Below are 26,136 nucleotides of genomic sequence, written 5' to 3'. Positions count from 1 at the left end.
AACAACAATCATGAAAAATACATATTTGAAAAAATCGATGCAGGTACTGCTCATGGGTACTGCGCTGGGAATAGCCTCTTGCGAAAGCTATCTAGAAGAAGTGCCATATGGAGAAGTAGCTCCTTCAGAAATGACCAAAACTGAAAATATCGAACGGGCTATCATTGCTTCATACAGTATCTTAAATGGGCAGTTTGATGGAGCTTCCAGTGCATTTAACTCACCAGCTTCCAATTGGAGTTTTGGAGATGTTATGTCTGATGATGCATACAAAGGAGGTGGAGGTACAGGTGATCAGGCGCAGTTGCATCAGATGGAGATTTTCAATACCAATGCGACTATCACAGATGTGACTAGAAAATGGTTGGCTCTTTATGAAGGTGTAAAACGTACTAATTACGCATTGAGTCTTTTGCTGGAAAGTGAAGAGTTTGATCCTGTGCTCAAAGCAAGCAGGGAAGGAGAGCTTCGCTTTTTGAGAGGACATTTCTATTTTGAATTGAAGAAAATCTATTACAATGTTCCTTTCATTGATGAGACTGCTACAGCTGTAGAGGATTATTATGTAGGAAATGTAGCACTTTCGGACGAAGAGTTGTGGGCTAAAATCGAAGCAGATTTCAATGCCGCTTATGATTTGCTTCCTGCCGATCAGTCTGAAGTGGGTAGACCTGTGAAAATGGCTGCGAAAGCATATCTTGCCAAAACCCACATGTACCAGCACAACTATCAGGAGGCTCTGACAGCCGCAAATGAGGTGATTAATTCTGGCAAATTTGCGTTGCTTCAAAATTTCAATGAAGTATTCCTTCCTGAAAATGACAATAGCGAGGAGATCATTTTTGCCGTTCAGCATACGATCAATGATGGTGAGCCGAGCAACTACAATGGAAATATCGGTGATCGATTGACTGCTCCGGGAGGTCCGTACTATTCGCAGTATGGTTTCCACAGACCTAGCCAAAACCTGATCAATAGTTTTGTGACCAATTCCAGCGGATTGCCTGTTTCAGGTGATGTTCTTTCGGATGGTGATTTCATTGACCCGAGATTGGATCATACGATTGGTCGACCAGGAATTCCTTATTTGGATCTTCCTGTTCTCTACGAGGCCAATTGGGCTCGAGACCAAGCTACTTATGGACCGAATGGCCCGAAAAAGAGAATCGTTTCGGCGCTTTCTGATCTTCAGGGAAAAGCCTGGCCTTATGTTAGTGCATTGAACTATTACATCATTCGTTATGCAGATCTGCTTTTATGGAAAGCTGAAGCACAAGTAGAGCTAGGAGATTTAGAAGGAGCCAGAGCTACAGTCAATTTAGTAAGGGGCAGAGCAGCACAAAGTAAAGTGGTGACCATGCTCGAAAGCGACACGCCTGCAGACCAATACAAGTTGGCTACCTACGAGCAAACTTGGTCAGACCAAGATGAAGCACGCATGCTGGTACGTTTGGAAAGAAGATTGGAATTGGCTATGGAAGGGCATCGATTCTTTGATTTGGTGAGATGGGGAGTAGCAGCAGAGACTATGAATTCTTATTTCGAAGAAGAAAAGCAAATCCGCTCTCACTTGGTCAACGGTAAATTTGTGGAAGGGAAGCACGAGTATTTTCCAATTCCACAGACTTACTTGGATAGCATGGACCCAGAGCTAGTCGAGCAAAATCCAAACTATTAAACACTTGAAAAGAGGGACTACGCTCCCTCTTTTTTCTGCCTTTATTTCTGGCAGAGTTCACCTATTAATTCTTCATTTTATGTTTTTCAAAAGACTATTTGTCTTGGGTGTATTGATGTGCTGTACTCTGTGTACTATCGCACAACAATCCCCCCAAAGAGATTATAAACCTATCAAAGGAACTTCCTATACTCAGTCCAAAAATGTCTATCTAATGAGCCTGATGGAATCAATTCCTGAGGTTCGTACACTCCTGGAATCTGATCCAGTTTTGATGGGTTTGGCCTCGGATAAAGTAAAAGCTATCAAAGCCTCTCTGGAAGATTGTAGCAAACAGGGAGGTTGCTATGCCAAGCGGGCGATGTTTACCCAGGAAGAGATTGACAAAGCTTCCGAGCAGTTGATTATTTTGGCTAAAAAGGAAAGTCAATTAATCGATTTGGTAGAGAAGCACTTGATTCCTTCTGGAATGTATCAAATGCAAGCTGATACCGATCCAGCTAAGTATTTGGCAAATGCATTTGAATTGGATGCCGCCACGATCAATCATATGATTGCGGTCTATGGTATGGGAGAAAAGCCCAACTATCCCAATATCGATTCCTTGGGTGTAGCTAAAGGTTCCTACTATTTCGCAGATAATAATCGAGCTTTGAGCATTTTGAATGCTGATAAATTCGAAGATTCCAATCTATTCTTTGAGCCTACTATGAACCATGGATTGGATTTGCTGGAAATAGCAAGAATGAGTAGAGCAGAGGATTTTGAACCAATGGTCGATTTGGAAAATCGTGCCGCCTACCTTCAGGTCCAAAAGACAGATTGGCAAAAGTATCCTTATCCTTTGATTCTCATTCCAGGAGCGGGCACAGACAATTATTTGGACAGTCTAAGTGCTGGTGGAGTGATCCGAGCCAAATTGGCTTTTCATCAATTCGAAAAAGGGTTGGCACCCTTCATAGCCGTGTCGGGAGGATATGTACATCCCTACAAAGTGCAGCATAATGAAGCCATAGAAATGAAACGCTATCTGATAAAGATGGGAGTGCCCGAGTCGGCTATTCTTATTGATCCGCATGCGAGACATACTACTACGAATATGCGAAATGTAGCCAGACTGATGTTTCGCTATGGATTTCCGATGGATAGACCCTCGGTCACGGTGACAGGACCTTCGCAAAGTAAATTCATCGAAGGGATGCTCGATCGGTGCATGCGGGAGCTGGGATATCATACCTATACCAATGGAAAGAGGATTTCAGAGACAATTTTAGAGTTTTTTCCGAAAGAGATGTCCCTTCAGATTGATTGGGACGAGCCTTTGGATCCTTAATTAAGATTTGGAGTTGGTTTAGCCTGGTATCGAGAGATGCCGGGCTTTTTTGTTTTAATACCCTCAAGTCTGATTTGGCTACGCTTTAAGACAATCCTAGATTAACATTGAAGTAATCTTTGGGGCTTATTATTGTATTCTCGGGAAATATTGGCTCTTATTACGGAGCCTTTTAGTTCAAAAGCAAAACCAAAAACACAGATTTTAGCTGCATGGAGCTAGTTTACGCCATCATCACGCTACAGGCTTTGACTACTGCTTTGTTGATTTATTTCAATAAGCGGTACAAAGGAGAAGACCTGTTTCTGAGTTTACTTTTTGGGGTGATTTTTATTCACCTTTTTTACAAAGGAGCCATCTTGATGATTTTTCAGGACAGGGAATTGTTTGACAAGTTACACGGTGCTTTTTCGCTACTCTATGGGCCGATGCTGTTTTTGTACATTCAGTCGGTGCTGGGCAAGACACTTTCTACCAAAGCTTTTCTACTGCATACCACTCCTTTTTTGATGGGGTTTGGTGTCAATGTCCTGTTGACAGCTTCCGTGCTGTTGGATATGAATATGGAGGGATTTATGCAATTGTATCACTATTTCATCTTGTATTCGCTGCTCTTTTCTTCTTTTGGATATGGGATTTATCCTTTTTTGATCTTTCGAAAGCTTCAGCTGGATACCTTATTGAAATTGAAAATCCGGATCTCCAAACTAATAGGTGGGGCATTTCTGATGATTTCAGCGCTGATCTTCCTAGGCTTCTTTATCGAGTATTTTCAGTGGTCCATCAACTTGGGATCCCGCTATACTTTTGTAGGTATTTTGTTGATCTTGTTTTTCGCAGTGATCAATGTGCGGATGAGAATTTTGCTCCTTGATCAGAAGCAGGATCCTGAAATCAAGCCCGTATTGGATATTCAATCCAAAGAAAAATATCGCAATTCCCGCCTGGAAGAAGAGGAGCAGGAATTGGTGCTGGAGAAGTTGAATCATTATTTTTTGGAGAAAAAGCCCTATCTCAATTCGGATTATGCACTGGATGATTTAGCGCAGGATCTGGGCCTCCCCAAACTAAAAATCACACAAGCACTCAATTTGGGTTTGGGACAAAACTTCTATCAGTATCTCAACACCGCCCGGATAGAAGAGTCTAAGAAACTCCTCCAAACAAGAGATGAGGACAATTTCACAGTCATCGGCTACGAAAGCGGCTTCAAATCCAAATCTACTTTTTACAAATATTTCAAGGATTTGACGGGTTTTAGTCCCAGTGACTACAAAAAGTCTCTCGAAGTCTCCGGTTGATTCACTCAGGGACTTTTCTTCTAGCAACTTAAAATTCCGCTGAGCTAGTCAACTTTTTTCTCCCTCAATGTAGGAAGCAGTTTGTTTAGGCTAGTTCAAAAACCCGAAGCAATTCTTAAGTCAATCAATTGGCAGCTTTCTATCTGTTTTCTGCAGGTAATTGAATCAGAATTTGGGGGTGGATATTCTGATTTTTTGACATGTTAACGCCTGCTCATGGTTTCATAATCTTTTGATAATAAAAGTTAATTATCTGAAAAACAATGAATTATAATCTATTCCGTAGGCTAGGAGTCTTTGAAAATTTAGACGGACGACTCATAGCGGTACTCTAGACTAGGTTTGTCGAAAATTTTAACTGCTATGAAAAAACAATTACAACTTGTATTGATTTTGATGCTCTGGGCAACTGTGACAAGTGCCCAAAATGTAGCATCCCTATCAGGAAAAGTATCAGACGCCACGGGCTTTTTGCCAGGGGTGAATGTCTTGCTGGTAGAGACCAGTCAAGGTGCAGCCACGGATCTGTATGGCAAGTTTGAGATCACTAATCTACCTGCCGGTGCGGTGACCATTCGCCTGAGCTACCTGGGCTATGAGACGGTGACGAAGGAAGTAACCCTTGGTCCCGGAAACAATGATCTTGGAAAAATAGAAATGAACGAGGCCATGGGAGACTTGGATGAATATGTCCTCCAAGGGACGATGATTCCTTCGCAGATGAAGGCGCTTTCGATCAAGAAAAACTCCAATGCGATCATGGATGTGATTGCCGCTGATGCGATCGGAAAGCTTCCAGATAGAAATGCGGCTGAAGCAGTGCAGCGTCTTCCTTCTGCCAGTGTCAACCGCTACCATGGGGAAGCCAACCAAGTGAGTGTGAGAGGGACTCCTTATGCTTGGAACTCTACCTTATACAACGGAACCAGACTTCCAAGTGCCAATGTCTTTGGAAATAGAAATGCATTGTTGGATGCGATTCCGGCGGAGATGATCCAATACGTGCAGCTGTCCAAAGCCATTACGCCAGATATGGAAGGTGATGCGATTGGTGGTTCGGTCAATTTTGTGACGCGATCAGCCCCTGAGGACCGAATGCTCAATGTAAGTGCTGCTGGAGGCTATGGTCAAAAATCCCAAAATGGCAGTTACAATGCCTCTTTGGTGTATGGAGATAGATTTTTCAATGATAAGCTAGGGGTGGTAGTTGCCGGTGCTATTTGGGACAGGAACTTTGCTTCTGACGAAATCGTCCTAGACTACAATATCTCCAGAGAAGATCCTGCCGAACGCTACAGTGTGAATACCATGAATGCCAAGCGCTACTATGGTAAACGACGCACGACAGCAGTCAATGCTGCTTTTGACTATGAGTTTTCGCCTACCCAAAAGGTATTTGCCAGATTGGTGAGAGATCAGTTTGACGATATCCGACCGGTTTTTGAGACTTACTACGAATTTAACAGCAACCGCTATCGCTATAGCAACCGGGAGTCTGAATATAGAACCAACCTCAAAGGGTTCGAACTAGGTGGAAATCATCACTTGGCGACCAATATCAAAGTGGACTGGAAGATATCTTCCTACGACATGTTTTACAGACTGGATACGCCACCTTACATGCCAGATGATCAGAAAGGGCTGCCGATCGCTCAATTCTATCAAAATCTGGAAGGTGATTTCGGAGGGAGATCTTCCGACGGATTGGTGTACAATACCTTTGATGCGCCAGACGGAAAGGGGATTACTCCTTTGAATTTTGACCCTGAACTGACCAACGAAAATGACTTTTTGGATCCCAACAGACTTTCCTTGCAGCAATTGATCATCTATCAGATCGATCAGAGAGATAGAGACAAAGTTGGTCAGTTGGACTTTACTTGGGATGTCAATCAGAAGTTGAGTCTGAAAGCGGGCGGCAAGTTCCGCTTCAAGAAAAATGAGGGAATGAATACTCCTTTGGTCTTTTTGCCAAATGCGAGATTGGGTATCCCAGGCTCTGCTCCTTTGAAGATAATGAGTGAGTTTGCCACCCGTGATTTTCCGGGTCCCAATACATTTTTCAAGGAATTGAATGGGCAGTTCGATGATTTGGCGATCGATCCTCTGACTCAGGATGAAGTGTTTAGAATTTTCTCCCCAGAATTTTTCGAAGAAAATGACATCAACAATTACTCATCTGCTTCCAATGCCACCACAGTTTTCGATGGTACAGAAGATGTCTATGCGGGCTATGTGATGGGAACCTACGACGTGACTCCAAAACTCAAAATCATCGGTGGTCTTCGCAATGAATTTACCCAAATTGAGATGAACGGGGCGACTTACGATGCCGAAACGAGAGAAGTGACGCCAATCACCAAGGAAAATAACTACAATGCCCTGCTTCCTATGCTTCATCTGAAGTTTAGCCCTGCGGAAAACAGAAACTTGAGATTTGCCTATACTAAGACTTTTGCAAGGGCTGCCTTCAGTGACTTGAGTCCGTCGGAAAATATTGATGTGACGACCGGGATTCCACGGATTTCCAGAGGCAATACGGATCTGCTTCCGACATTTTCTCACAATCTCGACCTGATGGGAGAGTGGTTCCTCGAAGATGTAGGGTTGATCACTGCAGGTGTGTTTTACAAAAACATCGAGAATTTCATCTTCAGAGATATTTCTACCGAAAACATCGATGGGACCAATTACCTCGTGTCTCAACCTAAAAACTTGGAAAATGCCTATCTGCTAGGCTTCGAAATGGGGATCACCAAACGATTCACCACGCTTCCAGGGATTCTAAGTGGCTTGGGAGTAGATGTGAATTTCTCCCTCATCCATTCCGAGCTGGAAGTTCCGAGAAAAGATGAAGAAGGAAACCTGGTGTCTTTGGACAAAACTTCCTTGCCTAACCAATCCAAAAATCTCTTTAATACATCTCTTTTCTATGAGAAAAATGGTTTGATGCTTCGCTTGGCTGGAAACTTCCGAGGAGATGCGATCGAAACAATCAATCAAGATTTGGGTCCGGATTATTACATCTCCACTGGCAAAAACTTCACACTTGACTTTTCTGGAGCGTATTCCATTTCTGAAAAAATCAAAGTCTTTGCTGAAGTCAGAAATATCACCAACGAGCCCTATGTACAATACATGGGCGAAAATAAAAACCGAATCACTTCCAGCGAATGGTATGCGACCAATGGTCAAGCTGGCTTGAGATATATCATTTTCTAAATCGAACTAATCATGAAAAAAATCAAAACGCTAGCCCTAATGGCGGCTGTATGTACCAGTTTCTCAGTACAAGCACAGAAAAATCTTGGAATGGAATCAAGTCCCAACTTCAGAGAATTGGGAGGGCTTCAAGTCAACGAATCTTATCAAGTCAAAGATGACATGCTTTATCGCTCTGGTAGCTTTAGTCATCTTCCTGCAGCGGATGAGCAGAAGCTATTGGCTACCAGCATCAACCGCGTAGTGGACTTTCGATCTCCTTTTGAGATTGAGCGCGAGCCAGATCATATTCCGGCGACAATGAATGCGGAATATGTTCCGTGTCAAATCGGAAGTATCAACCCAAATGCGATGGGAGGTTTTATGAAGGTCTTGTCGAGTGAAGATTTCAAGAAGAGTCAGGTCGATTCTTTGATGATCATGGCCAATCATGGATTTGTGGAAAGTATCGCTGATTACAAGCCGCTTTTTGCGAGCATTCAGGAGGAAGAGTCAGTTGTCTTGTTTCATTGCAGCGCAGGCAAGGACCGGACAGGACTGGCTTCTTCGCTGATTCTACATATTCTGGGAGCAGATTGGGATACGATCATGGAAGACTATTTGAGATCCAATGAAGCCGTAGGAAAAATGGACACCAGCAAACTGGAAATGTATGGAATCCCGGCTGATCGAGCCAAGTTGCTAGGTGGAGTAGAGCCTGAGTATCTGGAGGCAGCTTGGACGGGAATCGTTGAGAAATATGGTTCTGTGGATGCCATGCTTGTGCAGGTATTTGGGATTGGAGAAAAAGAAAAGGAGGAGCTGAGAGAAAAATATCTACAGAAAATCTGATACGAAATCAGTCTCTAAACAAAAGCAGCAGGTTTTCACCTGCTGCTTTTTTAGTTTTTGCTGAAATCTAACAGAAGATTAACATTTAATTTGTCATTGCCGTGAGGGATAGATTTAGCTTCGATCTCCATGAAACATCTCTCTCTGGTATCCTGGCTACTCCTTGGTTTTGCGCTTTTGATCTCTCTATTGGGCTCGGGATCTCATAGCATTTACATCTTGGACGAAGCTAAAAATGTAGAAGCGGCAAGAGAGATGTGGGAGAGCTCTTCTTGGTTTTTCCCAACTTTCAATGGAGAACCCCGCTACGACAAGCCGCCTTTGCACTATTTTTTCTTCGGTTTGGCTTTTAAATTATTCGGGGTCAATGCTTTTGCAGCTCGATTTTTTCCGGCCTTGGGTGGATGGGTTTGTAGTCTTTTGGTTTTTTTGAGGGTTCGAGATAGGTTGGGAGAAAAGGCGGCAAATTGGTCCCTGGGAGCATTGATAGCCTCGTTGCAGTGGGGGATTCAGTTTCGATTGGCGGTGCCTGATCCCTTTTTGATTTTGTTTTTGACTGCTACGATCCTTCAGTTGGAAGCATATTTTTCCCAACACCAACATTCCAAAACTCATCTTCGCTTAGCCTCTGTTTTTCTCGGTTTGGCATTTCTGAGCAAAGGACCGATTGCAGTTGTATTAGTTTTGGGGACGGTTTTCACCTACATACTGCTCCAAGGGGACTATCCAAAAAAGAGCTGGAGAGATTTCTTGGACCCAATATCCATCATCCTGTTTTGCTTGGTCGCCTTGCCTTGGTATGCGTTGGTGTATCTTTATTATGGCGCAGACTGGCTCGAGCAGTTTATTTTCACTCACAATCTTTCCCGTTTTTCTCAACCTATGGAAGGGCATGGAGGGGCATTTTACCTTCCTTTTTTATTTGCCTTACTTGGCTTTTTTCCAGCATCGCTGATTCTTTTTTTACCTAAGAAAAATAAGTTTGAAGGACTTAGATCCAGTCCTCTACTAGTGCTATCAGGGATTTTTGTGGGAGTAACTCTGATTTTTTTCTCCATTTCCAGTACGAAGTTACCCGGCTATATAGCTCCGGCACTTCCATTTATGGCTGTATGGGTGGGTTGGCAGGTAAAGGGACTGGACAGAGTCAAGGGCTTTTCTCTGATAAGTTTTGCAATGGGGATCATTTTGGTGGCAGCCCCTTTGGGTGTGGCATTTACCAAAGGCCTGCAAGAAAGATATTGGGGAGAAGAGCTCAATTTGACTTGGTTTTTCGTGCTGTGGATTGCTGTATTGGCTGCAGTGATGGTGCGAAAAAACCGTTGGCAAGTCTTTGTATTTTTAGCTGTCGGTTTCGGGGGATTAAAAGCGTTACTTTTCACCCAAGTGGTGCCTCAACTAGATCAGCTAAATCCGGTGACACTCTCCGTTCCTTTTCTGGAACATGAAGAGAGAGTCTATTTCTATCAAAGTTTCAACCCCGCTTTTCCTTTTCGCTTGCAGAAAATCATCGCCCCTTGGTCCCCAGATCTTGCACCTGGAGCCATCGTCATCACTGAAAAGAAACATTTGGATTCATTTCCTGCACCCTATGAGGAGGTTTTTAGAGCCAAGGATTCATTTGAAAACAAAGAAACGGTGCTGATTAGGCAGCTTTCTGTTTGGCCATGATTTGTTGCTTGATTTTGCGGATATGTGCCTTTGAGGTTTTAGTTTTTAATAGGGATTTTCGAAAAGCTTTTTTAGAAAAATACCGAAGTGTGAGCTCGCGTGCAGCCCATGTACAGCCGATCCCAACCAGAGAACCTACCAGGATATCAAGGTAGAAATGTTGCATCAGATACACCCGACTGAAAGCTACCAACAGTCCAGTGACCAAAAAGGCATTTTTTAGGCTTTTGTCTTTGTGAAAAATGAGCATCAAGGCTGTGGCGATTCCCATTGCTGTGGCAGTATGTCCAGAGGGAAAGGAGTTCCAATGATGGAGATTAAGGCCGGGAACTTGATGGAAATCCACTCCCTGAAGAAACTCTGCTGGTCGCGGAGCTCCTTTGAAGATTCCCTTTTTGCAAATCGCAATCACTAAACCCTGAAGCAGAGCGCTGATAGTCATAAAAATCCCATAGGAGAGACGTTTCAGGGCGACAATCGGAATCAGCCAGACAAATAGAAATGCATCTCCTAAGTGGGTCCAATAGAAAAAGAAAAAATCAAAAACGGGATTGTGAAATTGGTTGGTCCAGAGCTCCAGATGTCCTTTGGGAAAAAAGGATACAATCACTGCCAATGGAATGAGGGCATACACCAAATTGATCTGGGTAGCGCAGATTTTGTTCTTTTTTCGCTTCATATATCTGTCAAGATATCAGAAGCTCATTGCTTGGTGACTAAGCGAAAATCAAATGATTTTTAAGTGTTTTGTAGGCTTATTAGCTGAGCGTTATTGAAAGATGAAATCCGCATTCCGGTCTTTGCGAAATGCGGATTTTAGGTCTATCAAGTCAACTTGGTACTGAGACTAGCCAGGCTCTCCAAAATGAAATCAGGATTGGCTTCTTGCAGCTGCTCTGCCGTCTGCGCTCCGGTCAATACTCCTACGGTCAACCCACAATTTGCATTTTTGCCTTCTTCAATATCAATGGCCGAATCTCCTGCCTTCAAAACCTCAGCTGAATCACTGATTCCGCAGAGCTCCATGGCTTTTTGGATCATATCTGGATTTGGTCTGCCATGAGTCACATCATCTGCCGCTACAAGACCATCGATGTCACGGTCAAGCTTCCAATCTAGTTTGTCCACTAAGGATAGGGCAGTTTTACGATCATAGCCCGTATTCAATACTACAGAGATTCCATTTGCCCTCAGGGTTTCCATCATTTCTTTTACTCCTGCAAAAGTGCGGACATCCAAGCTTTCATAAGCTGATTTCAGCTCCGGCTTGAAATTGGCAAAAATCTCTGCCGCTACTTCTTTGATTTTGCTTTCCTGGGTGCAGTTGGTCAGGACATCGATGATGGCTTGATGTTTTTCTTTTCCGGCGCCAAATTCCAATACCTGGTCCAGGCTCACCCCATATCCCTTGTCATTGATTACTTTTTGAACTGTTTTATAGACTACATTTCCTTCATCGACAGTAGTGCCTGCCATATCAAAAACTGCAAGTTTGATCTTAGTCATTTTTCAAATTAAATAGTTGTTGAATATTTTCTTTTGAGAATCCCGCACTTCCGGTCATTCCTTTTCCACCAATACCAGTCACGATGTGGATTCTATCATCTACCTGATGCTGGAAAAGATCCTTGGTCTTGCATTGGGAATAGATACCAAACCATCTGTGTGCGATCTCATAGGTCGGCAAGTTGATGATTTGCTTTGCCTTGAGAATCATAAACTGATCTATGTCCATATCCAAATCATAGCCTAAATCATCGATATTTTTGGCATCGGCATATTCGTGCGAGTCTCCAAGAATCACGGAGCCGTCAGTTGCTTGCTTGAATAAAATATGAACCCCCCATTTTTTCTCAGGTGATTCTTTGGGTTCACGACTTTTGATATCGGCAAAAGAAGGACATTCGTAAAAAGCCTCATATCGTCTGATCGAAAGCCCTGTCAAGATAGATCCCGGAAGGATATAAGATTGCGGCTGGGGCTTGGTCAAAAGCATTTGGAGCTTGGTGACCACCAAATCACTTTGAGCAAATATCTCTGGATATAGGGTTTTGAAATCCCGCCCATTGCAAATGATAGTTTTTCCGGCTTCCAAGAGATCTCCTCCTGATGTGGTAATTTTCACGACGTTCCCTGTGTTTTCGCAAGCGATCACTGTTTTGTATGGGAAATAGGCCAGGTTTTTCTCCGCAACCAAGTATTCCAGTAAACGGTGAATCATCACGCGTGGCTCGACCGTGACTTCTTCAGGAAAGAATAATCCTCCTTTTGCATAGTCAGCTTTCAGACCTGGATATTTTGCAAGACAAGCTTCCTTGCTCATCATTTCCGAGCTGTAGTCGTTGGCTTGGTTGATCACACGAAGCTCTTCCAGGAGTTGCATCTCCTCTTCATTGGATGCGATGTAGACGCTGCCGTTATTTCGGATGCTGATGTCAAATCGGGATTGAATTTCCTTATAAATCTTCAGGCTTTCCCGTCCATAAGCTTGCCATTTGCTATCCATTCCTGAGGGAACGACCTGGCCAAAATTGCGCGTGGTAGCTTCCTGAGGAGCTTTGTCCTTTTCGATCAGTGCGACTTTGAGGCCGGCTTCCAAAGCATGGTAAGCATGAAACGCTCCCAATACTCCTCCACCTACTACGATCAGATCATACATGGTTCAAACAGGTTATATGAAGTAAATTTTGTATTGAAAATCATCCTTGAAATACACCTATGCGAAAATATTTTCCCGAATGCCCCATTTCAAATGCAGTATCTAGTTGGGTCAATGGGTATTCCATTCCGACTAATTTTTCAAAAGAAAATCGATGATGACTTGCATCGATGAAGTCGATAGCTCTGCCCAAGTCTTCGGGGATGTAATTGTGAAGTCCTTTGACAGTTAGAAGCTTTCTTACCAGCTTTTCAGCATTGAGCTGACAGTCTCTTTGAGGGAAAACCGAGCCCACCAAAACCAACACTCCGCCAATCGCTAATAGGTCAAAGCACTGCTCTATGGCTTCGGGAGTTCCAGAAGTCTCGATGACTACATCCATTCCGCCTGACGTTACAGATGCCTCTTGAATCGGATCTTTTCCGACTAGGAAAGTCTGACTGGCACCAAAATCAAGGGCTTGTGCTAGTTTTTCCTCTCGGATATCCTGTGCCCAGACAGATTTTGCTCCGTAATAGTTGGCTTGAGCACAGGCAGAAAGCCCCAGCATGCCTGTGCCATTCACAAGCACTTTTTTGTCACGGAGATCTCCTGCCAAGCGTATCGCGCCGGCTATCGTAGCATGACTGCAATTGATCGGAGCAGCGACTTTAGGCTGGATGTCCCTTGGTAGCTTGAAAATAGCTGTGCCACTTCTCAAATGGGTGTGTGTGCCAAACCCTCCATTGAACTGGTGTTCTTCGGAGATTTGCTCGTGCCCATATTTATAGAGGCCCTCTGATTTTTGAGGGAAGCCTTTTTTAGAATTTTCAGAATTGGGGTCGTACGCATAGACTGACCAAGTGATCAGGTCGCCTTTTGCCAGCTGCTCACCAAAATAATCTTTTGGATTTCCATCTCCCAGGTCTGTGATCCTGCCGATCACTTCATGACCCAAAACGCTATGAGTACAGCCAGATCGCTTCCCATAGTAGGTGTGTAGATCACTGGTACAAACGGTGCTGTAGGTGTTTTCTACCAAGACTTCCCCAGTTTTGAGCTGGGGCAGGATGAAATCAGTGGCAACAAATGGCGTCTCCACTTTTTCAAACACCATGGCTTTTCCGGCTGGTCTCATTTAATTGAATTCGATAAAATAAATGACAAGAAGCATGACATCTGTATCAGAGTGATTAACGGGTACATGGGGGATTTCACCATTGAAAAACAGCGAGTCTCCTTCTTCTAGAGAAAGTGTACTGTCTCCCAGTGTGTAGCTAAGATTGCCCTTAATCAAGTACAGGAATTCAAACCCATTAGTGGATACAGGCTCTCGCTGCGCACCAGGACTGATGGTCAAAAGAGAGATCTCCATAGATGATTTTTCCATTTTGCGGTTCATGACCATCTGATAGTCAAAGCCGATGGATTCCTCTTCCTTTTTGATGGACTTATAGTCTGATTTCTTATATAGCAAATAGCCAGGAAATTCCTCCTCTTGGTTCAAATCAGCAAAAAATTCATTCAAATCTGCTTTGAGCGAATTCAAAACCTGAATGAGGGTGGGAATAGTAGGGTACACTCTCCCATTTTCTATTTTGCTCAGCATCGCAATACTGATTCCTGATATATCAGAAAGTTCTCCGAGCTTCAGATCCTGAGACTTGCGCAGATCTTTGATTTTGCCTCCTATGAAGCTGGTCAGATAGTTTGATCCTTCCATTGGTGTTGGTTTTGGGACGCTGGATTCCTGAATTGGTATGTAGCGTCAGATACAAAATTGGGGTATTTTTTCTTTTTACGAAAATTAATTTCTCAAAACGAAAATATAATAGTTTGTTAATACTTTAAATGCATCAGGGCCTCTGGGGTCTCCTAATTTTGTCAATTATTTCACCCTGGGGAAAATAAAGCCCTTTTACTATTTGATATCATCCTGTCTATGAAGCTAGAGAAAGTTTCTATTTCCAAAACCGATATTACCCTGATGGTCACTGCATTCCTGGCTTATACCGGAATGTATGCCGTTAGAAAATCTTTTTTATCTGGCCAATTCGAGGGCTTGGGTTATGAGGGAGAGTTTCATTTCAAGACGATTTTGATCATCAGTCAAGTAATCGGCTACATGCTGTCTAAGTTTATCGGCATCAAAATAGTTTCTGAGTTACCGGCCTCCAAAAGGTTTGTGGCGCTGGTAGGCTTGGTGGCTTTTAGCTTATTGATGTTGGTAGGTTTTGCATGGGTGCCTGTAGGGTGGAAGCCAGCGATGATGTTTCTCAATGGATTGCCTCTCGGGATGATATTTGGTCTCGTACTAGTCTATCTAGAAGGTCGCAAAAATTCCGAATTACTGGTAGCGGGACTGAGTGCCACCTTTATCTTTTCCACCGGCTTTGTCAAATCTACCGGGGTTTGGATGATGGAGACTTGGGGAGTGTCTGAGCTATGGATGCCCTTTTATACGGGGGCTTTATTTTTCCCAATGTTTGTGATAGCGTCCTATGTATTGAGTAGGAGTGAAGGTCCTTCGGAACTCGATATGAAGCTAAGAACGAAGCGGATGCCCATGTTGAAAAGTGACAGGATCAAGTTCCTGAAGCGGTTTGGTGGTTCTTTTACCTTTTTGGTAATGATCTATGTGCTTCTGACGATTGTGCGGGACTTTCGGGATAATTTCATCGTGGAGTTTTGGGACGAACTCGGCAAATCTGGTCAGCCAGAATTGATCACACTGACTGAAGTTCCCATAGCTGTGATGGTTTTGATCATATCTGCTTTGGGTATCCTGATCCTGAGCAATAAGCTAGCATTCAACTTAGGGATGATTTTGACCGGAGTTAGTGGTATTTTGATGGTAGTGACTACCCTGTTTTTTAATGCTGGCTGGATGGGACCGATTTTTTGGATGATTGTATCCGGATTGGCGGTTTACTTGCCGTATATTTTATTTCACTGCATGCTGTTTGAGCGCTTTTTGGCAGTTTTAAAATTCAAAGGAACCGTCGGTTTCCTGTTTTACATAGCAGATGCTTTTGGCTACTTGGGGAGTGTCGGGATTATGGTTTTCAAAGAACTTGGTAACCGATCCGCTTCTTGGGTAGACTTCTTCACCCGCCTCAATCTCGTTGTGGGTATTTTGATTTTGATCTTCGTAGTAGCCTCTTTGGTCGTAGTCAAAACGGGCTTGATCAAAAGACAGCTTCGCAAAAAAGAGAAGAGTCTCTTTAGGGCTTAGAACTGCGAAAGAAATTGTGGAAGAATAAAAGCTGATACTGGACTGACTCTTTCCAATAGTCCCAATTATGTCCACCGGGATTTGCGGTAAAAGTATGCGGGATGTTTTGATAGGTGAGTTCCTCGTGCAATTTGAGATTGGCTGGATAGAAAAAATCATCTGTCCCACAGTGGATGATAATCGGCAGGCGGTCTCTGCTGAGCAGGTGAATTTGTCCCATGACAGAGTAATCTTTCCACCGCTGAGGAAAATTGGATTTTGCTCCCAGATAGGATTTCATATTCCAACTTTCAGGAAATGGAGTGATATCTACACCACCGCTTTGACTCCCTGCTGCCCCAAAGATATCCTGATGTCTAAATGCCAAAAATAAGGCCCCATGTCCTCCCATGCTGAGTCCTGTGATTGCTCTACCTTCTTTGCTGTTAATAGTCGGATAGTTGGCATCTACGAAGGAGACTAGTTCCTGAGCGATATAGGTCTCGTAGTTCGACTCGGGCTTCTCAGGGCTATCCCAATACCAGCTGTCAAAGTTGCCGTCTGGAGTGACAATGATCATTTGATAGCGCTCCGCCAAGTCTACCAATTCTGGAACTCCTTCTATCCAAGATTTATAGTTGCCCGAGTAGCCATGCAGCAGGTAAGTGACTGGGTACTGTTTGGAGGCGTCTAGTCTTTCTGGTGAAATAATTACTGCTTTGATCTCCTTACTCATGGATTTGCTAAAAGTCATGACGGTGTCCACCTGAGCCTGACTCTGTACGGTGACACATATGAGAAGAAAAAGAGAAAGGAAAAATGAGGTTTTGAGCTTTTTCAAGGTTTTATGGGGTTATTTTACTTGTTCTTCAAAGAGTTTTTCAAGAGTTTGATTGAGGTCATTGGAGAATCCATTATGAGGTCTGGAAGTTTGGATCACAGAACTTCTCACGGCTGTCAGCCATCTAAATCGGGAGGCCAAATCCATGTCGCCTATTGGACTGCCTTTTTGATTTCCTTCACAGATTTTTTCAAAAGACATCAGATTGGATTGGATGATTTCCAAATCAGCCTCAGGATCCAGGCACAGGAGTTTCTCGGTAGGAAGGTTGATTTTGGCCTTTAGAAAGCCACCTTTCCAATCACAGATTATGACTCCGGCATTGATAAATTCCTCTCGCTCCACCCGTGGTACCACCCGGATGATGGCATACTCATAGAAGTGCTGTCCTTGCATCTTGGCTTTCTTTGGTGAATTGATCTGAATGGGAAAGTCTCAAAGTCAAAAAGTCTGAATAGACCTTTCTGGCTACCGCTGGATTCTCTTCATCCCCTCCGGCCAAAAGCCATTCATCGGGGATGAGTTGGACAAGCTTTTCGAAGAAATCAGGATTTACTAGTTGTCTTAGTTCCTCGTTTGCTTCTGTCAAAAGACTGGCTTGTGGTAGCAGCACATGGTTTTTGATGATAGGAAACGTATTGGTGGCACTTTTCTGCCAATTGCTCCAATTGTGCTGAAATAAAAACGACGCTCCATGGTCAATCAACCAAAGTTCCCGGTTCCACATCAGCATGTTGGTGTTGCGAAAAGTACGGTCCACATTGGTGATCAGCATGTCTAGCCAGACGATCTTGGAAGCCAAGAGGGGATCCAATGACATGGCCAAAGCATCGTAATTGATGGCTCCTGACAAAAAGTGCAAAGCAAGGTTTAGTCCTTGGCTTCCTTTGAGCAGATCTTGAATCTCTTCATCACCTTCGGATCTTCCAAATGCTGGATCCAATGCTGCAAAAACCAATTCAGGTACTTTCAAACCCAACTTACGCGCTATTTCTCCTCCCAGCAACTCCGCGATCAGGGCTTTTTCCCGTTGTCCAGCTCCTCTGAATTTGAGTACATATTTGAAGCCATCATCAGCATCAGCCAATGCGGGCAGAGACCCACCTTCTCGCAGAGGAAGGATGTATCGTGTCACATGGACAGACCTCAGGTTGAGTGCATTTTCCATCATTGATTCTGTATAGGAGCCTTTGATGACTCCTGATATATCCTCAAAAATAAAGAGGATTGGTTTGAATCCCTTAGTGAGAAGTAAGATTCACCGAGACTATTTCATTATAAGCGGTAGTGGCTCTCTTTATTTCTTTAGTATTCAGTGGATTAGGTTGCGTTTGTCTTTTCCGCTAGCCATCCATGGACAATACCTTTAGACTTTGCCAGTTTTTGACTTATCTTTGTTTCTTTCAAAAATCACCAAAATGGTATTAGAATTCGAAAAGCCAATAGCTGATTTAGAGCAAAAACTTCAGGAAATGAAGGATTTGGCCAAAGGTAGAAATATCGATTTAAGTTCGGATATTCAATCCCTTGAAGAAAAAATCCTCGCGTTGAAAAAAGAGACCTTCGAAAATCTGACCCGTTGGCAGCGGGTGCAGCTTTCCAGACATGCTGATAGACCATATTCATTGGATTACATCTATGAGATGACCAATGAGTTTGTAGAACTCCATGGAGACCGTAATGTCTCTGACGATAAAGCCATGGTCGGCGGACTCGGAGATCTGGATGGACGCACTGTGATGTTTATCGGACAACAGAAAGGGAGAAATACTAAACAACGTCAGATGAGAAACTTTGGGATGGCCAATCCTGAAGGGTATCGGAAGGCTTTGCGCTTGATGAAAATGGCAGAGAAGTTTGGCAAGCCTATCGTCACTCTGATCGACACTCCGGGAGCCTTTCCAGGAATGGAAGCTGAAGAGCGTGGACAAGGCGAAGCCATCGCCCGCAATATCAAGGAGATGTTCACTCTGAAAGTCCCAGTGATCTGCATCATCATCGGTGAAGGTGCCTCAGGGGGAGCTTTGGGGATCGCGATCGGAGACAAAGTCATGATGCTGGAGAATTCTTGGTATTCTGTGATTTCTCCAGAAAACTGCTCCACTATCCTTTGGAGATCTTGGGACTACAAAGAGCAGGCGGCCGAAGCATTAAAGCCTACAGCGACCGATATGAAGGGAAATGGATTGATCGACGACATCATTCCTGAACCACTCGGAGGAGCACATAAAGATCTGAAATGGATGGCTGGTACCATCAAAGCGGCGATTTTGGAAGCTTTGAAAGAACTGGACAAAATCAAGCCGGAAAAAAGAATCGAGCAAAGAATCGACAAATTCTGCTCCATGGGAGTAGTAGTAGAATAAACTAGCAAGAAGCGTTGGATGATTTCCGACGAGCTGCATTTTGAAAGAAGCAATCTTTTCTTAGGTTAAGGTTGCTTCTGGTTTTTTACCCTCAATCAATAGCCCAAATGGAATTATACACGGTCAACACAGGATTTTTCAAATTGGACGGAGGAGCCATGTTTGGGGTCGTTCCCAAGACTCTGTGGTCCCGAACCAATCAAGCAGATGAAAATAACCTCTGCACATGGGCGATGAGATCGCTGTTGGTCGTGGATGGCAATCGGGTAGTACTGATCGATAATGGAATAGGAGACAAGCAGGATGCGAAGTTTTTCTCCCATTACTATCTACACGGGGAGGATAGCCTAGAGAAATCTCTCAAAAACCTGGGAGTAGGGCTACATCAAATCACAGATAATTTCTTGACTCACCTGCACTTTGATCATTGTGGAGGGGGGATTCGATATGGGAGTCATGGGCAATATGAAGCTACATTTTCCCGGGCTACCTATTGGTCCAATCCGGATCATTGGAACTGGGCTACCCGCCCCAATCCACGAGAAAAAGCTTCGTTTTTGGAAGAAAACATCCTACCCATGGAGGAGTTGGGACAATTGAAATTTGTGGATTTGGCTACAAGCTCTTTGTTTCCGGGATTTGACTTTATCACAGTAGATGGGCACACAGACAAGCAGATGCTCCCCAAACTTCAATACAAAGGGAAAACGCTGGTTTTTGTGGCGGATTTGCTGCCGTCGGTAGGACATATTCCGATTCCATATGTGATGGGCTATGATACTAGACCTCTGTTGACCATGGATGAAAAAGCCAAGTTTCTGGAAGAAGCAGCCAGGAAAGAATACATCTTGTTTTTTGAGCATGATGCTGTCAATGAATGCTGCACGGTGAAAATGACAGAAAAGGGTGTCCGCGTGGACCAAACTTTCAAACTCGATGAAATCTAAGCTGAAAATCGGCTTGGCGCTTTCTGGCGGCGGTGCCAGAGGGATTTCCCATCTGGGAGTTCTCAAAGGACTCAATGAAGCGGGCATCTACCCGACGCAAGTAAGCGGTACCTCTGCAGGAGCCATAGCAGGGGCGATGTATTGTCAAGGGTATCAGCCTGAGGAGATTTTGCAGATCATTTTGGATACCAATTTTTTCCGGTTTATGAGGCCTGCGATATCCTGGAGAGGCATTTTAAAGATGAGTAGCATCGAAAGCCTCTTCAAATTGTATTTTGAGCATAATGACTTTTCCCAACTTAAGGTGCCCCTGACGGTCACTGCTACAGATATCAAAAAGGGAAAAACCATCTATTTTTCAGAAGGTCCTTTGATACCCCCAGTGATGGCTTCTTGCTGTATTCCGGGGATGTTTGAGCCGATCATCATTGGCAAAAAGCATCTGGTCGATGGGGGAGTACTGAATAATCTTCCTGTGGAGCCGCTGGATGGGATCTGCGATTTCGTAATTGGAGTCAATTGCAATCACCTCCCTCAAGAGAGTAATATCACCAATATGAAAAGCCTCATCGAGAGATCGGTAATCATGATGATGAATCATAATGTGTATAGTCGCAAGCCAAAGTGTGACTATTTTCTGGAAGTTCCGGGATTGGGAAAATACGGAGTATTTGATCTCAAAAAAGCCAAAGAACTCTTTCAGGTAGGATATGAACAGGTAAGTGTCTTCATAGATGAGAATCCATCAATATTGGAACTAAGCAATAGCAAGACAAAAAAATAAATCAAAAATGAAGTTTCTAGCGCGCATAGTATTTTGGGTGACCGGCTGGTCTCTCAACGATAATTGGCCCAAGGGCTTAAAGAAAGCCGTGATGATAGCGATTCCTCATACTTCCAATTGGGATCTGCTCTATGCCAGAGCGGCATTTTATCTGATGGATATTCCGGTTCGATTCACGATCAAAAAAGAAGTGATGGTAGGCCCTTTGGGTTGGTTGATCAAAGGATTGGGTGGAATCTCAATTGATAGAAAGAGAATCCCAGGAGGGAGAAAACAAACCTATACCGAAGCCATGATCACGATGCTGAAGGACTCTGACGAACTGGTCATCATGGTGACTCCAGAAGGCACCCGCAGCGCTGTGAAAAAATGGAAAACGGGTTTTTATCACATTGCTCTCGGAGCTGATGTTCCCGTGGTAGTGGGATATCTAGACTATAAAAAGAAAGAAGCCGGTATCGGACCTGCCATCTATCCCAATGGAGATATGGATGGTCAAATAGCCGAAATGATGGAGTTTGGGCGAGGTGTCACTCCCAAATATCCGGAGATGGGGATTCAATAAGAATCCCTTTTTTTGTTCTCCTTTTTTTTAACATCAAATAACTATTTGATAAGTAGAGGTTTAAGTTCCTGTTTCTATCTTTCATAGAAATTAGTTGAAACTGAAAATTTTTAAAACCTTGAAAAACGTCTTTTTACTCTCATTGGGAGTTTGTCTTATTTTGAGCTCCTGCGGATCCAGTGAAAATCAGAAAACACAGGTGAATGATCCCATCGCCATTTCTCTGGATACGGTGATGGTCGATGCGGGCAATGATTTTTTGTATTTGAAATACGGGATGTTTATGTCTCAACTTTCGTCGGACAAAAGCTACCTGATCAATTTGAATCACGAGGACTATATCGCTGAAAAGATCGATCTCAATAAGCTTGAACTAAGCAACAAAATCCAATTTGAAAAAGAAGGACCTAATGGTTTGGGGCCCTATTTATCCGGATTTTCACTGAGAGAAAATGGAGATCTTTTGATCAAAAACTACATGGTTTACAAGGTCTTTGATCAGGAAGCCCAGTTAGTTGGAGATCTGGAACTGGAGAAAATAGCTGCTGAATATCTCGGAAGTACTGAATATTATCCCATTCAAGTCTTCGAACTGGTCAATGATCCTACCCGTGTGGTGGTGTTGGCACTCAAATGGGACGGCTACGAATACAGTCTGTTGGATATTGATATGGAGACTAAAACCTATACCGTGAAGGAGTTGGATTATTTTGATAAAGCCAATGAGTTTCGGGTCAATATTCTCTACAATGGTAACCCGGCAGGAGGCTTTGGACCATCTGTTTATTCGGACTTGGTGAATGACAGGATTATTTTGAACACAAACGCATACAACGAAGTCGTCATCATGGACCTGAAGACGGATAGCGTGACAGTAAAAAGCTGGGAAACTCCGCTACTTGGAGCAAAGCGGACGTATCAACCGCCCAAAGAAGTGGAGATGGAAGGTGGTAAAATGATTGATATCAGAAAGAAATTTGAGGAAGACATTAGCTACAAAGGATTTCTATGGGATGAGGAGCAGCAGCGCTTTTATAGATTTTCCGAAAGAAAAATTTTCGGTGAAGAAGTCAATGAATTCGGGGAATACATTCCTACTGGAGCCGTGGTCTATCTCAGTATTTTTGACCAGGATTTTAATTTGCTACAGGAGTCAGAGTTACCTGAAGTGAAGTCTGTTCCAGATTTACATTTTATGAAAGACGGAGCTATTTGGCTTTTTGAAAATATCGACGATGAGTTGGCATTTGTAAGACTGAATCTTGAAAACTCATAAATTTAAACCAACTTAAGGTTTGTCTTTTATTTGCTTTCTTTAGTCTATGATCACTTGCCAAAAACACCTTTTTTCTCTTGCTGAGGATGTTTCTTATTTGAATAATGCCTATCGAGGGCCCGTCTTGAAAAGCTCCGAGCAGGCGGCCATCGATGATTTGCAACTCATGAGAAATCCTCAGAGGATCGCTCCAGATGATTTTTTCAATGGAGTCAAAAGGGTAAAAGGATTGTTCTCCCGATTGATTGGATCCGCTGTTGATGAAATAGCAATTATTCCCAGTACATCTTATGGTTTTGCAGTCGCTCTGTCTAACTGGAAAGTTGCCAATGGAAAGAAGGCAATTACCGTTCAGGATGAGTTCCCTAGCGGTTATTTTTCCATCAATCGCTGGGCAAGCGAAAACGAGGCTACTTTGGAAGTGATCCAAAGACCTGAAGCTTCCGATGGTCGAAATGAGCTATGGAATCGGCGAATACTGGACGCAATAGATGAAAATACAGCCGTGGTGTTGATATCCAGCGTGCATTGGATGAATGGCTGTCGATTTGATTTGGAAGCTATAGGAGCGAAATGTAAGGAAGTTGGTGCTTGCTTTATTGTCGATGGGACTCAATCCGTTGGTGCAATGCCCATCGATGTCAAAGCCTGTCAAATTGATGCTTTGATCTGCGCTACTTACAAATGGTTGCTTGGGCCTTATTCCTTGGGGATCGCTTATTTCAGTGCCGCTTTTGATCAGGGGAGACCTTTGGAAGAGTCGTGGATGAACCGAACCAATTCACAGGTCTTTTCCAGTTTGACGGATTACCAGGAAAAATACCTGCCTCAAGCCAATCGTTTTGATGTGGGTGAAACGAGTCATTTTGTGCTGATGCCGATGCTTGAGCAATCTCTGAAACAAATCTTGGATTGGACTCCAGAAACGATCCAATCTTATGATTTTGAATTGAAGAAACAATTGGCCGAATATCAGGAAAGCCGAGGTTTGGGAATGGATTTGAGTTCTTTTTCATCCAACCATTTATTTGAGCTTCCTTTGAAAAAGGAACTCAATCCCTTAGAACTTAAAGAGGTTTTAGAAAAAGAAAAAATCTATGTTTCGGTGCGGGGAACTTCTTTAAGAGTGTCTGTGAATGTGTTTAATAATCAAGAGGATATCAATCGATTGATTAGGGTGATGGAAAGGTTCTAGTTTCTTTTTAAAATTGTTTTTCTGAAGGGCGGTAGGACTCTAGCTTTTTTTTAGGGCTATATTATTCTCTCTAACAATCTGACCCAAAATGTCTTATAAATCCTATCTTTTTAGAATCCTTATTCTTGGATTGGTTTTTTCCTGCAAACCAAAAGTTGAAAACCAATTCGAAGCAGACATTATCATCTATGGAGGAACTTCAGCCGCAATAACTGCAGCCGTTCAAGCCAAGAAAATGGGGAAGTCAGTTCTGATTGTTTCACCAGATATTCATCTGGGTGGACTTTCCTCCGGAGGTTTGGGGTTTACTGACACTGGTAACAAATCGGTGATCGGTGGTTTGGCAAGGGAATTCTATCATCGAATCTATTTACACTACGAACAAGACTCGGCTTGGAAGTGGCAAAAGCGTGAAGCGTATGGCAATAAAGGTCAAGGAACACCAGCCATGGACGGAGCAAATCGAACCATGTGGATTTTTGAACCGCATGTTGCAGAACAGATTTTTGAAGATTTTGCAAGAGAAAATGCGCTGAAAATCTATAGCGATGAATGGCTAGATCGGGAGAAAGGGCTAGTGCTGGAAAATGGAGCTATCCAATCATTTCAAACTCTTTCTGGGAAGAGCTTTCATGGTAAAATGTTCATCGATGCCACTTACGAAGGGGATCTGATGGCAGCTGCCGGTGTGAGCTATTTTGTAGGGAGAGAGGCCAATTCGGTCTATGGAGAAAGTTGGAATGGTGTTCAGGTGGGAGTCTATCAACACAGGCATTATTTCCAAGACTCTATCAGTGCTTATGTCATTCCCGGAGATCCAAGTTCTGGACTTTTGCCGGAAATTTCTGATCAGCCTCCTGGAACCAATGGAGAGGGAGACAAAAGACTTCAAGCCTATAATTTCCGGATGGCCTTAAGCCGTAATCCAGACAATTTGATTCCATTTGAAAAACCCGAGAACTATGACCCAGCCCGATATGAATTGCTGGCCAGAGTCTATGCAGCAGGCTGGGATGAGACTTTCGACAAGTTTGACCCAATTCCAAATAATAAGACGGACACCAATAATCATGGGCCTTTTAGCACAGATTATATCGGAAAGAACTACGACTATCCGGAAGCTAGCTATGAAAGGAGAAAGGAGATCATCCAAGAGCATACCGATTACCAGAAGGGCCTGATGTATTTTCTTTCACATGATCCCAAAGTTCCCCAAGAAGTCCGAGAAGAGATGGCCAAGTACGGCTTGGCAGCTGATGAATTCACGGATAATGGAGGTTGGCCGCATCAGATTTATGTACGAGAAGCACGTCGGATGATCGGGGCCTATGTGATGACTGAGCACGATGTATTGGGAGCCAAAGAAGTACCTCAACCTGTAGGAATGGGTTCCTATTCCTTGGATTCTCACAATACCCAGCGATTTGTGACTCCGGAAGGATTTGTGCAAAATGAAGGAGATATCGGAGTTCACCCAAAGCAGCCTTATTCAATTTCCTACGGAACATTGATCCCAAAAAAGGATGAAGTGACAAATCTTTTCGTTCCGGTTTGTGTGTCGAGTTCACATACTGCTTTTGGTTCGATCCGGATGGAGCCGGTATTTATGATTTTGGGACAAAGTGCCGCCGCCGCGGCTGCCCTTTCTATCGATCAGAAAATAGCCGTTCAGGATCTGGAGTATGAAACTTTAAAAAAGGTTTTGCTGGAGGAGAAACAGGTTTTAGAAAATTAATAGCGAACGGTGGATTGTATATAGTTATCAATGATGTAAATTAAGAGAACTTACCTGTTGGTTTTTAAATGTTTAGATAGATGAAATGGTTTTTCCTATTAGTTGTTTTTTTTCAATTCAAAACTGAATCCCCACTTGAATTCAATTCTACTAAATCCGAAACTAAATCTGAGCAAAAAGAAGAATTGGATCCTCGGCTGATAGGAGTATGGGAACCGATCCTAACGATAAGGGATGGGGAAATCTATCCAGATAAATCTGTTGATGAAAAATATCTGATAAGTTATCAGAAAAATGGAAATGTTGTCATGGATATCAGGGCAGTTAGAGAAATGACGGCTTCAACTTATACCAGTAATGTTGATTTTCCCATATTCAAATGGAAAACAGTAGAGGGCGTTTTGGAAACTAGTGCCTATAAAGGTTCAACAGGGCAAAGGATTCCTAACTCAGATAGGAAAAGATATTATTTCAAGGGTGATACTTTAGTGAAATCAGTCGATGAATTCATGTTCTTTTACAGGAAAGTCCAAGATTAG

23 protein-coding genes are annotated in these 26,136 nt (G+C 43.2%); 15 read left to right on the top strand and 8 right to left on the bottom strand.

All coding sequences use genetic code 11. The annotated features are described in order from the left end of the window. Window positions 1-10 precede the first annotated feature (10 nt). The 6 genes from G460_RS0106155 (at window position 11) to G460_RS0106130 (ending at window position 10,036) form a co-directional block, all read left to right on the top strand. A complete protein-coding gene (locus G460_RS0106155) occupies window positions 11-1,678 on the top strand; it encodes a RagB/SusD family nutrient uptake outer membrane protein (RefSeq protein WP_026954535.1) in 1,668 nt (555 codons plus the stop codon). Window positions 1,679-1,757: 79 nt separating this feature from the next. After that, window positions 1,758-3,011 carry a YdcF family protein gene (locus G460_RS0106150; protein ID WP_051315943.1) on the top strand — a complete coding sequence of 418 codons (1,254 nt, stop codon included), beginning with the start codon at window positions 1,758-1,760 and terminating at the stop codon, window positions 3,009-3,011. A gap of 212 nt (window positions 3,012-3,223) precedes the next feature. Then, window positions 3,224-4,312 carry a helix-turn-helix domain-containing protein gene (locus G460_RS0106145; protein ID WP_026954533.1) on the top strand — a complete coding sequence of 363 codons (1,089 nt, stop codon included), beginning with the start codon at window positions 3,224-3,226 and terminating at the stop codon, window positions 4,310-4,312. Window positions 4,313-4,675: 363 nt separating this feature from the next. Then, complete coding sequence (locus G460_RS0106140) at window positions 4,676-7,534, top strand: TonB-dependent receptor (protein ID WP_035464045.1); 2,859 nt, start codon at window positions 4,676-4,678, stop codon at window positions 7,532-7,534. Window positions 7,535-7,546: 12 nt separating this feature from the next. Beyond that, the gene (locus G460_RS0106135; protein WP_026954531.1) at window positions 7,547-8,365 is read left to right on the top strand and encodes a tyrosine-protein phosphatase; all 819 of its coding nucleotides are present in this window, start codon (window positions 7,547-7,549) and stop codon (window positions 8,363-8,365) included. Between the two features lie 129 nt (window positions 8,366-8,494). Then, the gene (locus tag G460_RS0106130) at window positions 8,495-10,036 is read left to right on the top strand and encodes an ArnT family glycosyltransferase (RefSeq protein WP_026954530.1); all 1,542 of its coding nucleotides are present in this window, start codon (window positions 8,495-8,497) and stop codon (window positions 10,034-10,036) included. Here G460_RS0106130 and G460_RS21530 read toward each other — a convergent pair. From G460_RS21530 to G460_RS0106105, 5 genes are all read right to left on the bottom strand, one after another. Continuing rightward, window positions 10,011-10,715 (bottom strand): phosphatase PAP2 family protein, encoded by a 705-nt coding sequence (locus G460_RS21530; protein ID WP_051315942.1) that lies wholly within the window; start codon window positions 10,713-10,715, stop codon window positions 10,011-10,013. The genes G460_RS0106130 and G460_RS21530 overlap by 26 nt on opposite strands. A gap of 146 nt (window positions 10,716-10,861) precedes the next feature. Further along, window positions 10,862-11,542: a phosphonatase-like hydrolase gene (locus G460_RS0106120; RefSeq protein ID WP_026954529.1), complete on the bottom strand. Its 681-nt coding sequence runs from the start codon at window positions 11,540-11,542 to the stop codon at window positions 10,862-10,864. Further along, window positions 11,535-12,695, bottom strand: coding sequence for a TIGR03364 family FAD-dependent oxidoreductase (locus G460_RS0106115; RefSeq protein WP_026954528.1), 1,161 nt, complete (start codon window positions 12,693-12,695; stop codon window positions 11,535-11,537). Before G460_RS0106115 ends, G460_RS0106120 begins: the two co-directional genes overlap by 8 nt. Window positions 12,696-12,735: 40 nt before the next feature. Beyond that, entirely contained in the window at window positions 12,736-13,812 is a 1,077-nt protein-coding gene (locus tag G460_RS0106110) for a zinc-binding dehydrogenase (protein ID WP_026954527.1), read from the bottom strand. Beyond that, on the bottom strand, window positions 13,813-14,397 hold the full coding sequence (locus G460_RS0106105; RefSeq protein ID WP_026954526.1) for a helix-turn-helix domain-containing protein: 585 nt from the start codon (window positions 14,395-14,397) through the stop codon (window positions 13,813-13,815). It lies immediately after the preceding gene. 219 nt (window positions 14,398-14,616) lie between these two features. Here G460_RS0106105 and G460_RS0106100 point away from each other — a divergent pair, with 219 nt between their 5' ends. Further along, window positions 14,617-15,909, top strand: a complete 1,293-nt coding sequence (locus G460_RS0106100; RefSeq protein WP_026954525.1) for a DUF5690 family protein — start codon at window positions 14,617-14,619, stop codon at window positions 15,907-15,909. Here G460_RS0106100 and G460_RS0106095 read toward each other — a convergent pair. The 3 genes from G460_RS0106095 to G460_RS0106085 are packed head-to-tail and all read right to left on the bottom strand — an operon-like array spanning window position 15,899 to window position 17,897. Further along, the gene (locus G460_RS0106095; protein ID WP_026954524.1) at window positions 15,899-16,729 is read right to left on the bottom strand and encodes an alpha/beta hydrolase; all 831 of its coding nucleotides are present in this window, start codon (window positions 16,727-16,729) and stop codon (window positions 15,899-15,901) included. The two genes, G460_RS0106100 and G460_RS0106095, sit on opposite strands and share 11 nt — an antisense overlap. A 12-nt stretch (window positions 16,730-16,741) precedes the next feature. Beyond that, window positions 16,742-17,125, bottom strand: coding sequence for a DUF3037 domain-containing protein (locus G460_RS0106090; protein ID WP_026954523.1), 384 nt, complete (start codon window positions 17,123-17,125; stop codon window positions 16,742-16,744). Continuing rightward, window positions 17,103-17,897, bottom strand: a complete 795-nt coding sequence (locus G460_RS0106085) for a HipA family kinase (protein WP_026954522.1) — start codon at window positions 17,895-17,897, stop codon at window positions 17,103-17,105. Before G460_RS0106085 ends, G460_RS0106090 begins: the two co-directional genes overlap by 23 nt. 250 nt (window positions 17,898-18,147) lie before the next feature. On the opposite strand from G460_RS0106085, the gene G460_RS0106080 reads away from it, so the two are divergent. The 8 genes from G460_RS0106080 to G460_RS0106045 all read left to right on the top strand — a co-directional run bounded on the left by G460_RS0106080 (window position 18,148) and on the right by G460_RS0106045 (window position 26,136). Continuing rightward, entirely contained in the window at window positions 18,148-19,095 is a 948-nt protein-coding gene (locus G460_RS0106080; protein WP_026954521.1) for an acetyl-CoA carboxylase carboxyltransferase subunit alpha, read from the top strand. A gap of 107 nt (window positions 19,096-19,202) precedes the next feature. Continuing rightward, a complete protein-coding gene (locus G460_RS0106075) occupies window positions 19,203-20,042 on the top strand; it encodes an MBL fold metallo-hydrolase (RefSeq protein WP_026954520.1) in 840 nt (279 codons plus the stop codon). Further along, complete coding sequence (locus G460_RS0106070; protein WP_026954519.1) at window positions 20,032-20,826, top strand: patatin-like phospholipase family protein; 795 nt, start codon at window positions 20,032-20,034, stop codon at window positions 20,824-20,826. The genes G460_RS0106075 and G460_RS0106070 overlap by 11 nt, the downstream gene beginning before the upstream one ends. Before the next feature lie 7 nt (window positions 20,827-20,833). Further along, window positions 20,834-21,391, top strand: coding sequence for a 1-acyl-sn-glycerol-3-phosphate acyltransferase (locus tag G460_RS0106065; protein WP_026954518.1), 558 nt, complete (start codon window positions 20,834-20,836; stop codon window positions 21,389-21,391). 118 nt (window positions 21,392-21,509) lie between these two features. Then, complete coding sequence (locus G460_RS0106060; RefSeq protein WP_026954517.1) at window positions 21,510-22,667, top strand: DUF4221 family protein; 1,158 nt, start codon at window positions 21,510-21,512, stop codon at window positions 22,665-22,667. A 46-nt stretch (window positions 22,668-22,713) separates the two neighbouring features. Further along, complete coding sequence (locus tag G460_RS0106055; RefSeq protein ID WP_026954516.1) at window positions 22,714-23,862, top strand: aminotransferase class V-fold PLP-dependent enzyme; 1,149 nt, start codon at window positions 22,714-22,716, stop codon at window positions 23,860-23,862. A gap of 88 nt (window positions 23,863-23,950) precedes the next feature. Beyond that, a complete protein-coding gene (locus tag G460_RS0106050; RefSeq protein ID WP_026954515.1) occupies window positions 23,951-25,597 on the top strand; it encodes an FAD-dependent oxidoreductase in 1,647 nt (548 codons plus the stop codon). Window positions 25,598-25,677: 80 nt separating this feature from the next. Next, window positions 25,678-26,136: a hypothetical protein gene (locus tag G460_RS0106045; protein ID WP_026954514.1), complete on the top strand. Its 459-nt coding sequence runs from the start codon at window positions 25,678-25,680 to the stop codon at window positions 26,134-26,136.

This window comes from Algoriphagus vanfongensis DSM 17529 (genome assembly GCF_000429465.1).
Taxonomy (GTDB): Bacteria; Bacteroidota; Bacteroidia; order Cytophagales; family Cyclobacteriaceae; genus Algoriphagus; species Algoriphagus vanfongensis.
This window is presented reverse-complemented; position numbering and strand designations above follow the sequence as displayed.

What these genes read in the sequence shown, in the direction of transcription:
- G460_RS0106055 (WP_026954516.1), top strand. Translation starts at nt 22,714, where the DNA reads ATGATCACTTGCCAAAAACACCTTTTTTCTCTTGCTGAGGATGTTTCT.
- G460_RS0106115 (WP_026954528.1), bottom strand. Translation starts at nt 12,695, where the DNA reads ATGTATGATCTGATCGTAGTAGGTGGAGGAGTATTGGGAGCGTTTCAT.
- G460_RS0106075 (WP_026954520.1), top strand. Translation starts at nt 19,203, where the DNA reads ATGGAATTATACACGGTCAACACAGGATTTTTCAAATTGGACGGAGGA.
- G460_RS0106145 (WP_026954533.1), top strand. Translation starts at nt 3,224, where the DNA reads ATGGAGCTAGTTTACGCCATCATCACGCTACAGGCTTTGACTACTGCT.
- G460_RS0106090 (WP_026954523.1), bottom strand. Translation starts at nt 17,125, where the DNA reads ATGCAAGGACAGCACTTCTATGAGTATGCCATCATCCGGGTGGTACCA.
- G460_RS0106140 (WP_035464045.1), top strand. Translation starts at nt 4,676, where the DNA reads ATGAAAAAACAATTACAACTTGTATTGATTTTGATGCTCTGGGCAACT.
- G460_RS0106110 (WP_026954527.1), bottom strand. Translation starts at nt 13,812, where the DNA reads ATGAGACCAGCCGGAAAAGCCATGGTGTTTGAAAAAGTGGAGACGCCA.
- G460_RS0106135 (WP_026954531.1), top strand. Translation starts at nt 7,547, where the DNA reads ATGAAAAAAATCAAAACGCTAGCCCTAATGGCGGCTGTATGTACCAGT.
- G460_RS0106130 (WP_026954530.1), top strand. Translation starts at nt 8,495, where the DNA reads ATGAAACATCTCTCTCTGGTATCCTGGCTACTCCTTGGTTTTGCGCTT.
- G460_RS21530 (WP_051315942.1), bottom strand. Translation starts at nt 10,715, where the DNA reads ATGAAGCGAAAAAAGAACAAAATCTGCGCTACCCAGATCAATTTGGTG.
- G460_RS0106105 (WP_026954526.1), bottom strand. Translation starts at nt 14,397, where the DNA reads ATGGAAGGATCAAACTATCTGACCAGCTTCATAGGAGGCAAAATCAAA.
- G460_RS0106045 (WP_026954514.1), top strand. Translation starts at nt 25,678, where the DNA reads ATGAAATGGTTTTTCCTATTAGTTGTTTTTTTTCAATTCAAAACTGAA.
- G460_RS0106050 (WP_026954515.1), top strand. Translation starts at nt 23,951, where the DNA reads ATGTCTTATAAATCCTATCTTTTTAGAATCCTTATTCTTGGATTGGTT.
- G460_RS0106080 (WP_026954521.1), top strand. Translation starts at nt 18,148, where the DNA reads ATGGTATTAGAATTCGAAAAGCCAATAGCTGATTTAGAGCAAAAACTT.
- G460_RS0106120 (WP_026954529.1), bottom strand. Translation starts at nt 11,542, where the DNA reads ATGACTAAGATCAAACTTGCAGTTTTTGATATGGCAGGCACTACTGTC.
- G460_RS0106085 (WP_026954522.1), bottom strand. Translation starts at nt 17,897, where the DNA reads ATGGAAAATGCACTCAACCTGAGGTCTGTCCATGTGACACGATACATC.
- G460_RS0106070 (WP_026954519.1), top strand. Translation starts at nt 20,032, where the DNA reads ATGAAATCTAAGCTGAAAATCGGCTTGGCGCTTTCTGGCGGCGGTGCC.
- G460_RS0106150 (WP_051315943.1), top strand. Translation starts at nt 1,758, where the DNA reads ATGTTTTTCAAAAGACTATTTGTCTTGGGTGTATTGATGTGCTGTACT.
- G460_RS0106155 (WP_026954535.1), top strand. Translation starts at nt 11, where the DNA reads ATGAAAAATACATATTTGAAAAAATCGATGCAGGTACTGCTCATGGGT.
- G460_RS0106100 (WP_026954525.1), top strand. Translation starts at nt 14,617, where the DNA reads ATGAAGCTAGAGAAAGTTTCTATTTCCAAAACCGATATTACCCTGATG.
- G460_RS0106065 (WP_026954518.1), top strand. Translation starts at nt 20,834, where the DNA reads ATGAAGTTTCTAGCGCGCATAGTATTTTGGGTGACCGGCTGGTCTCTC.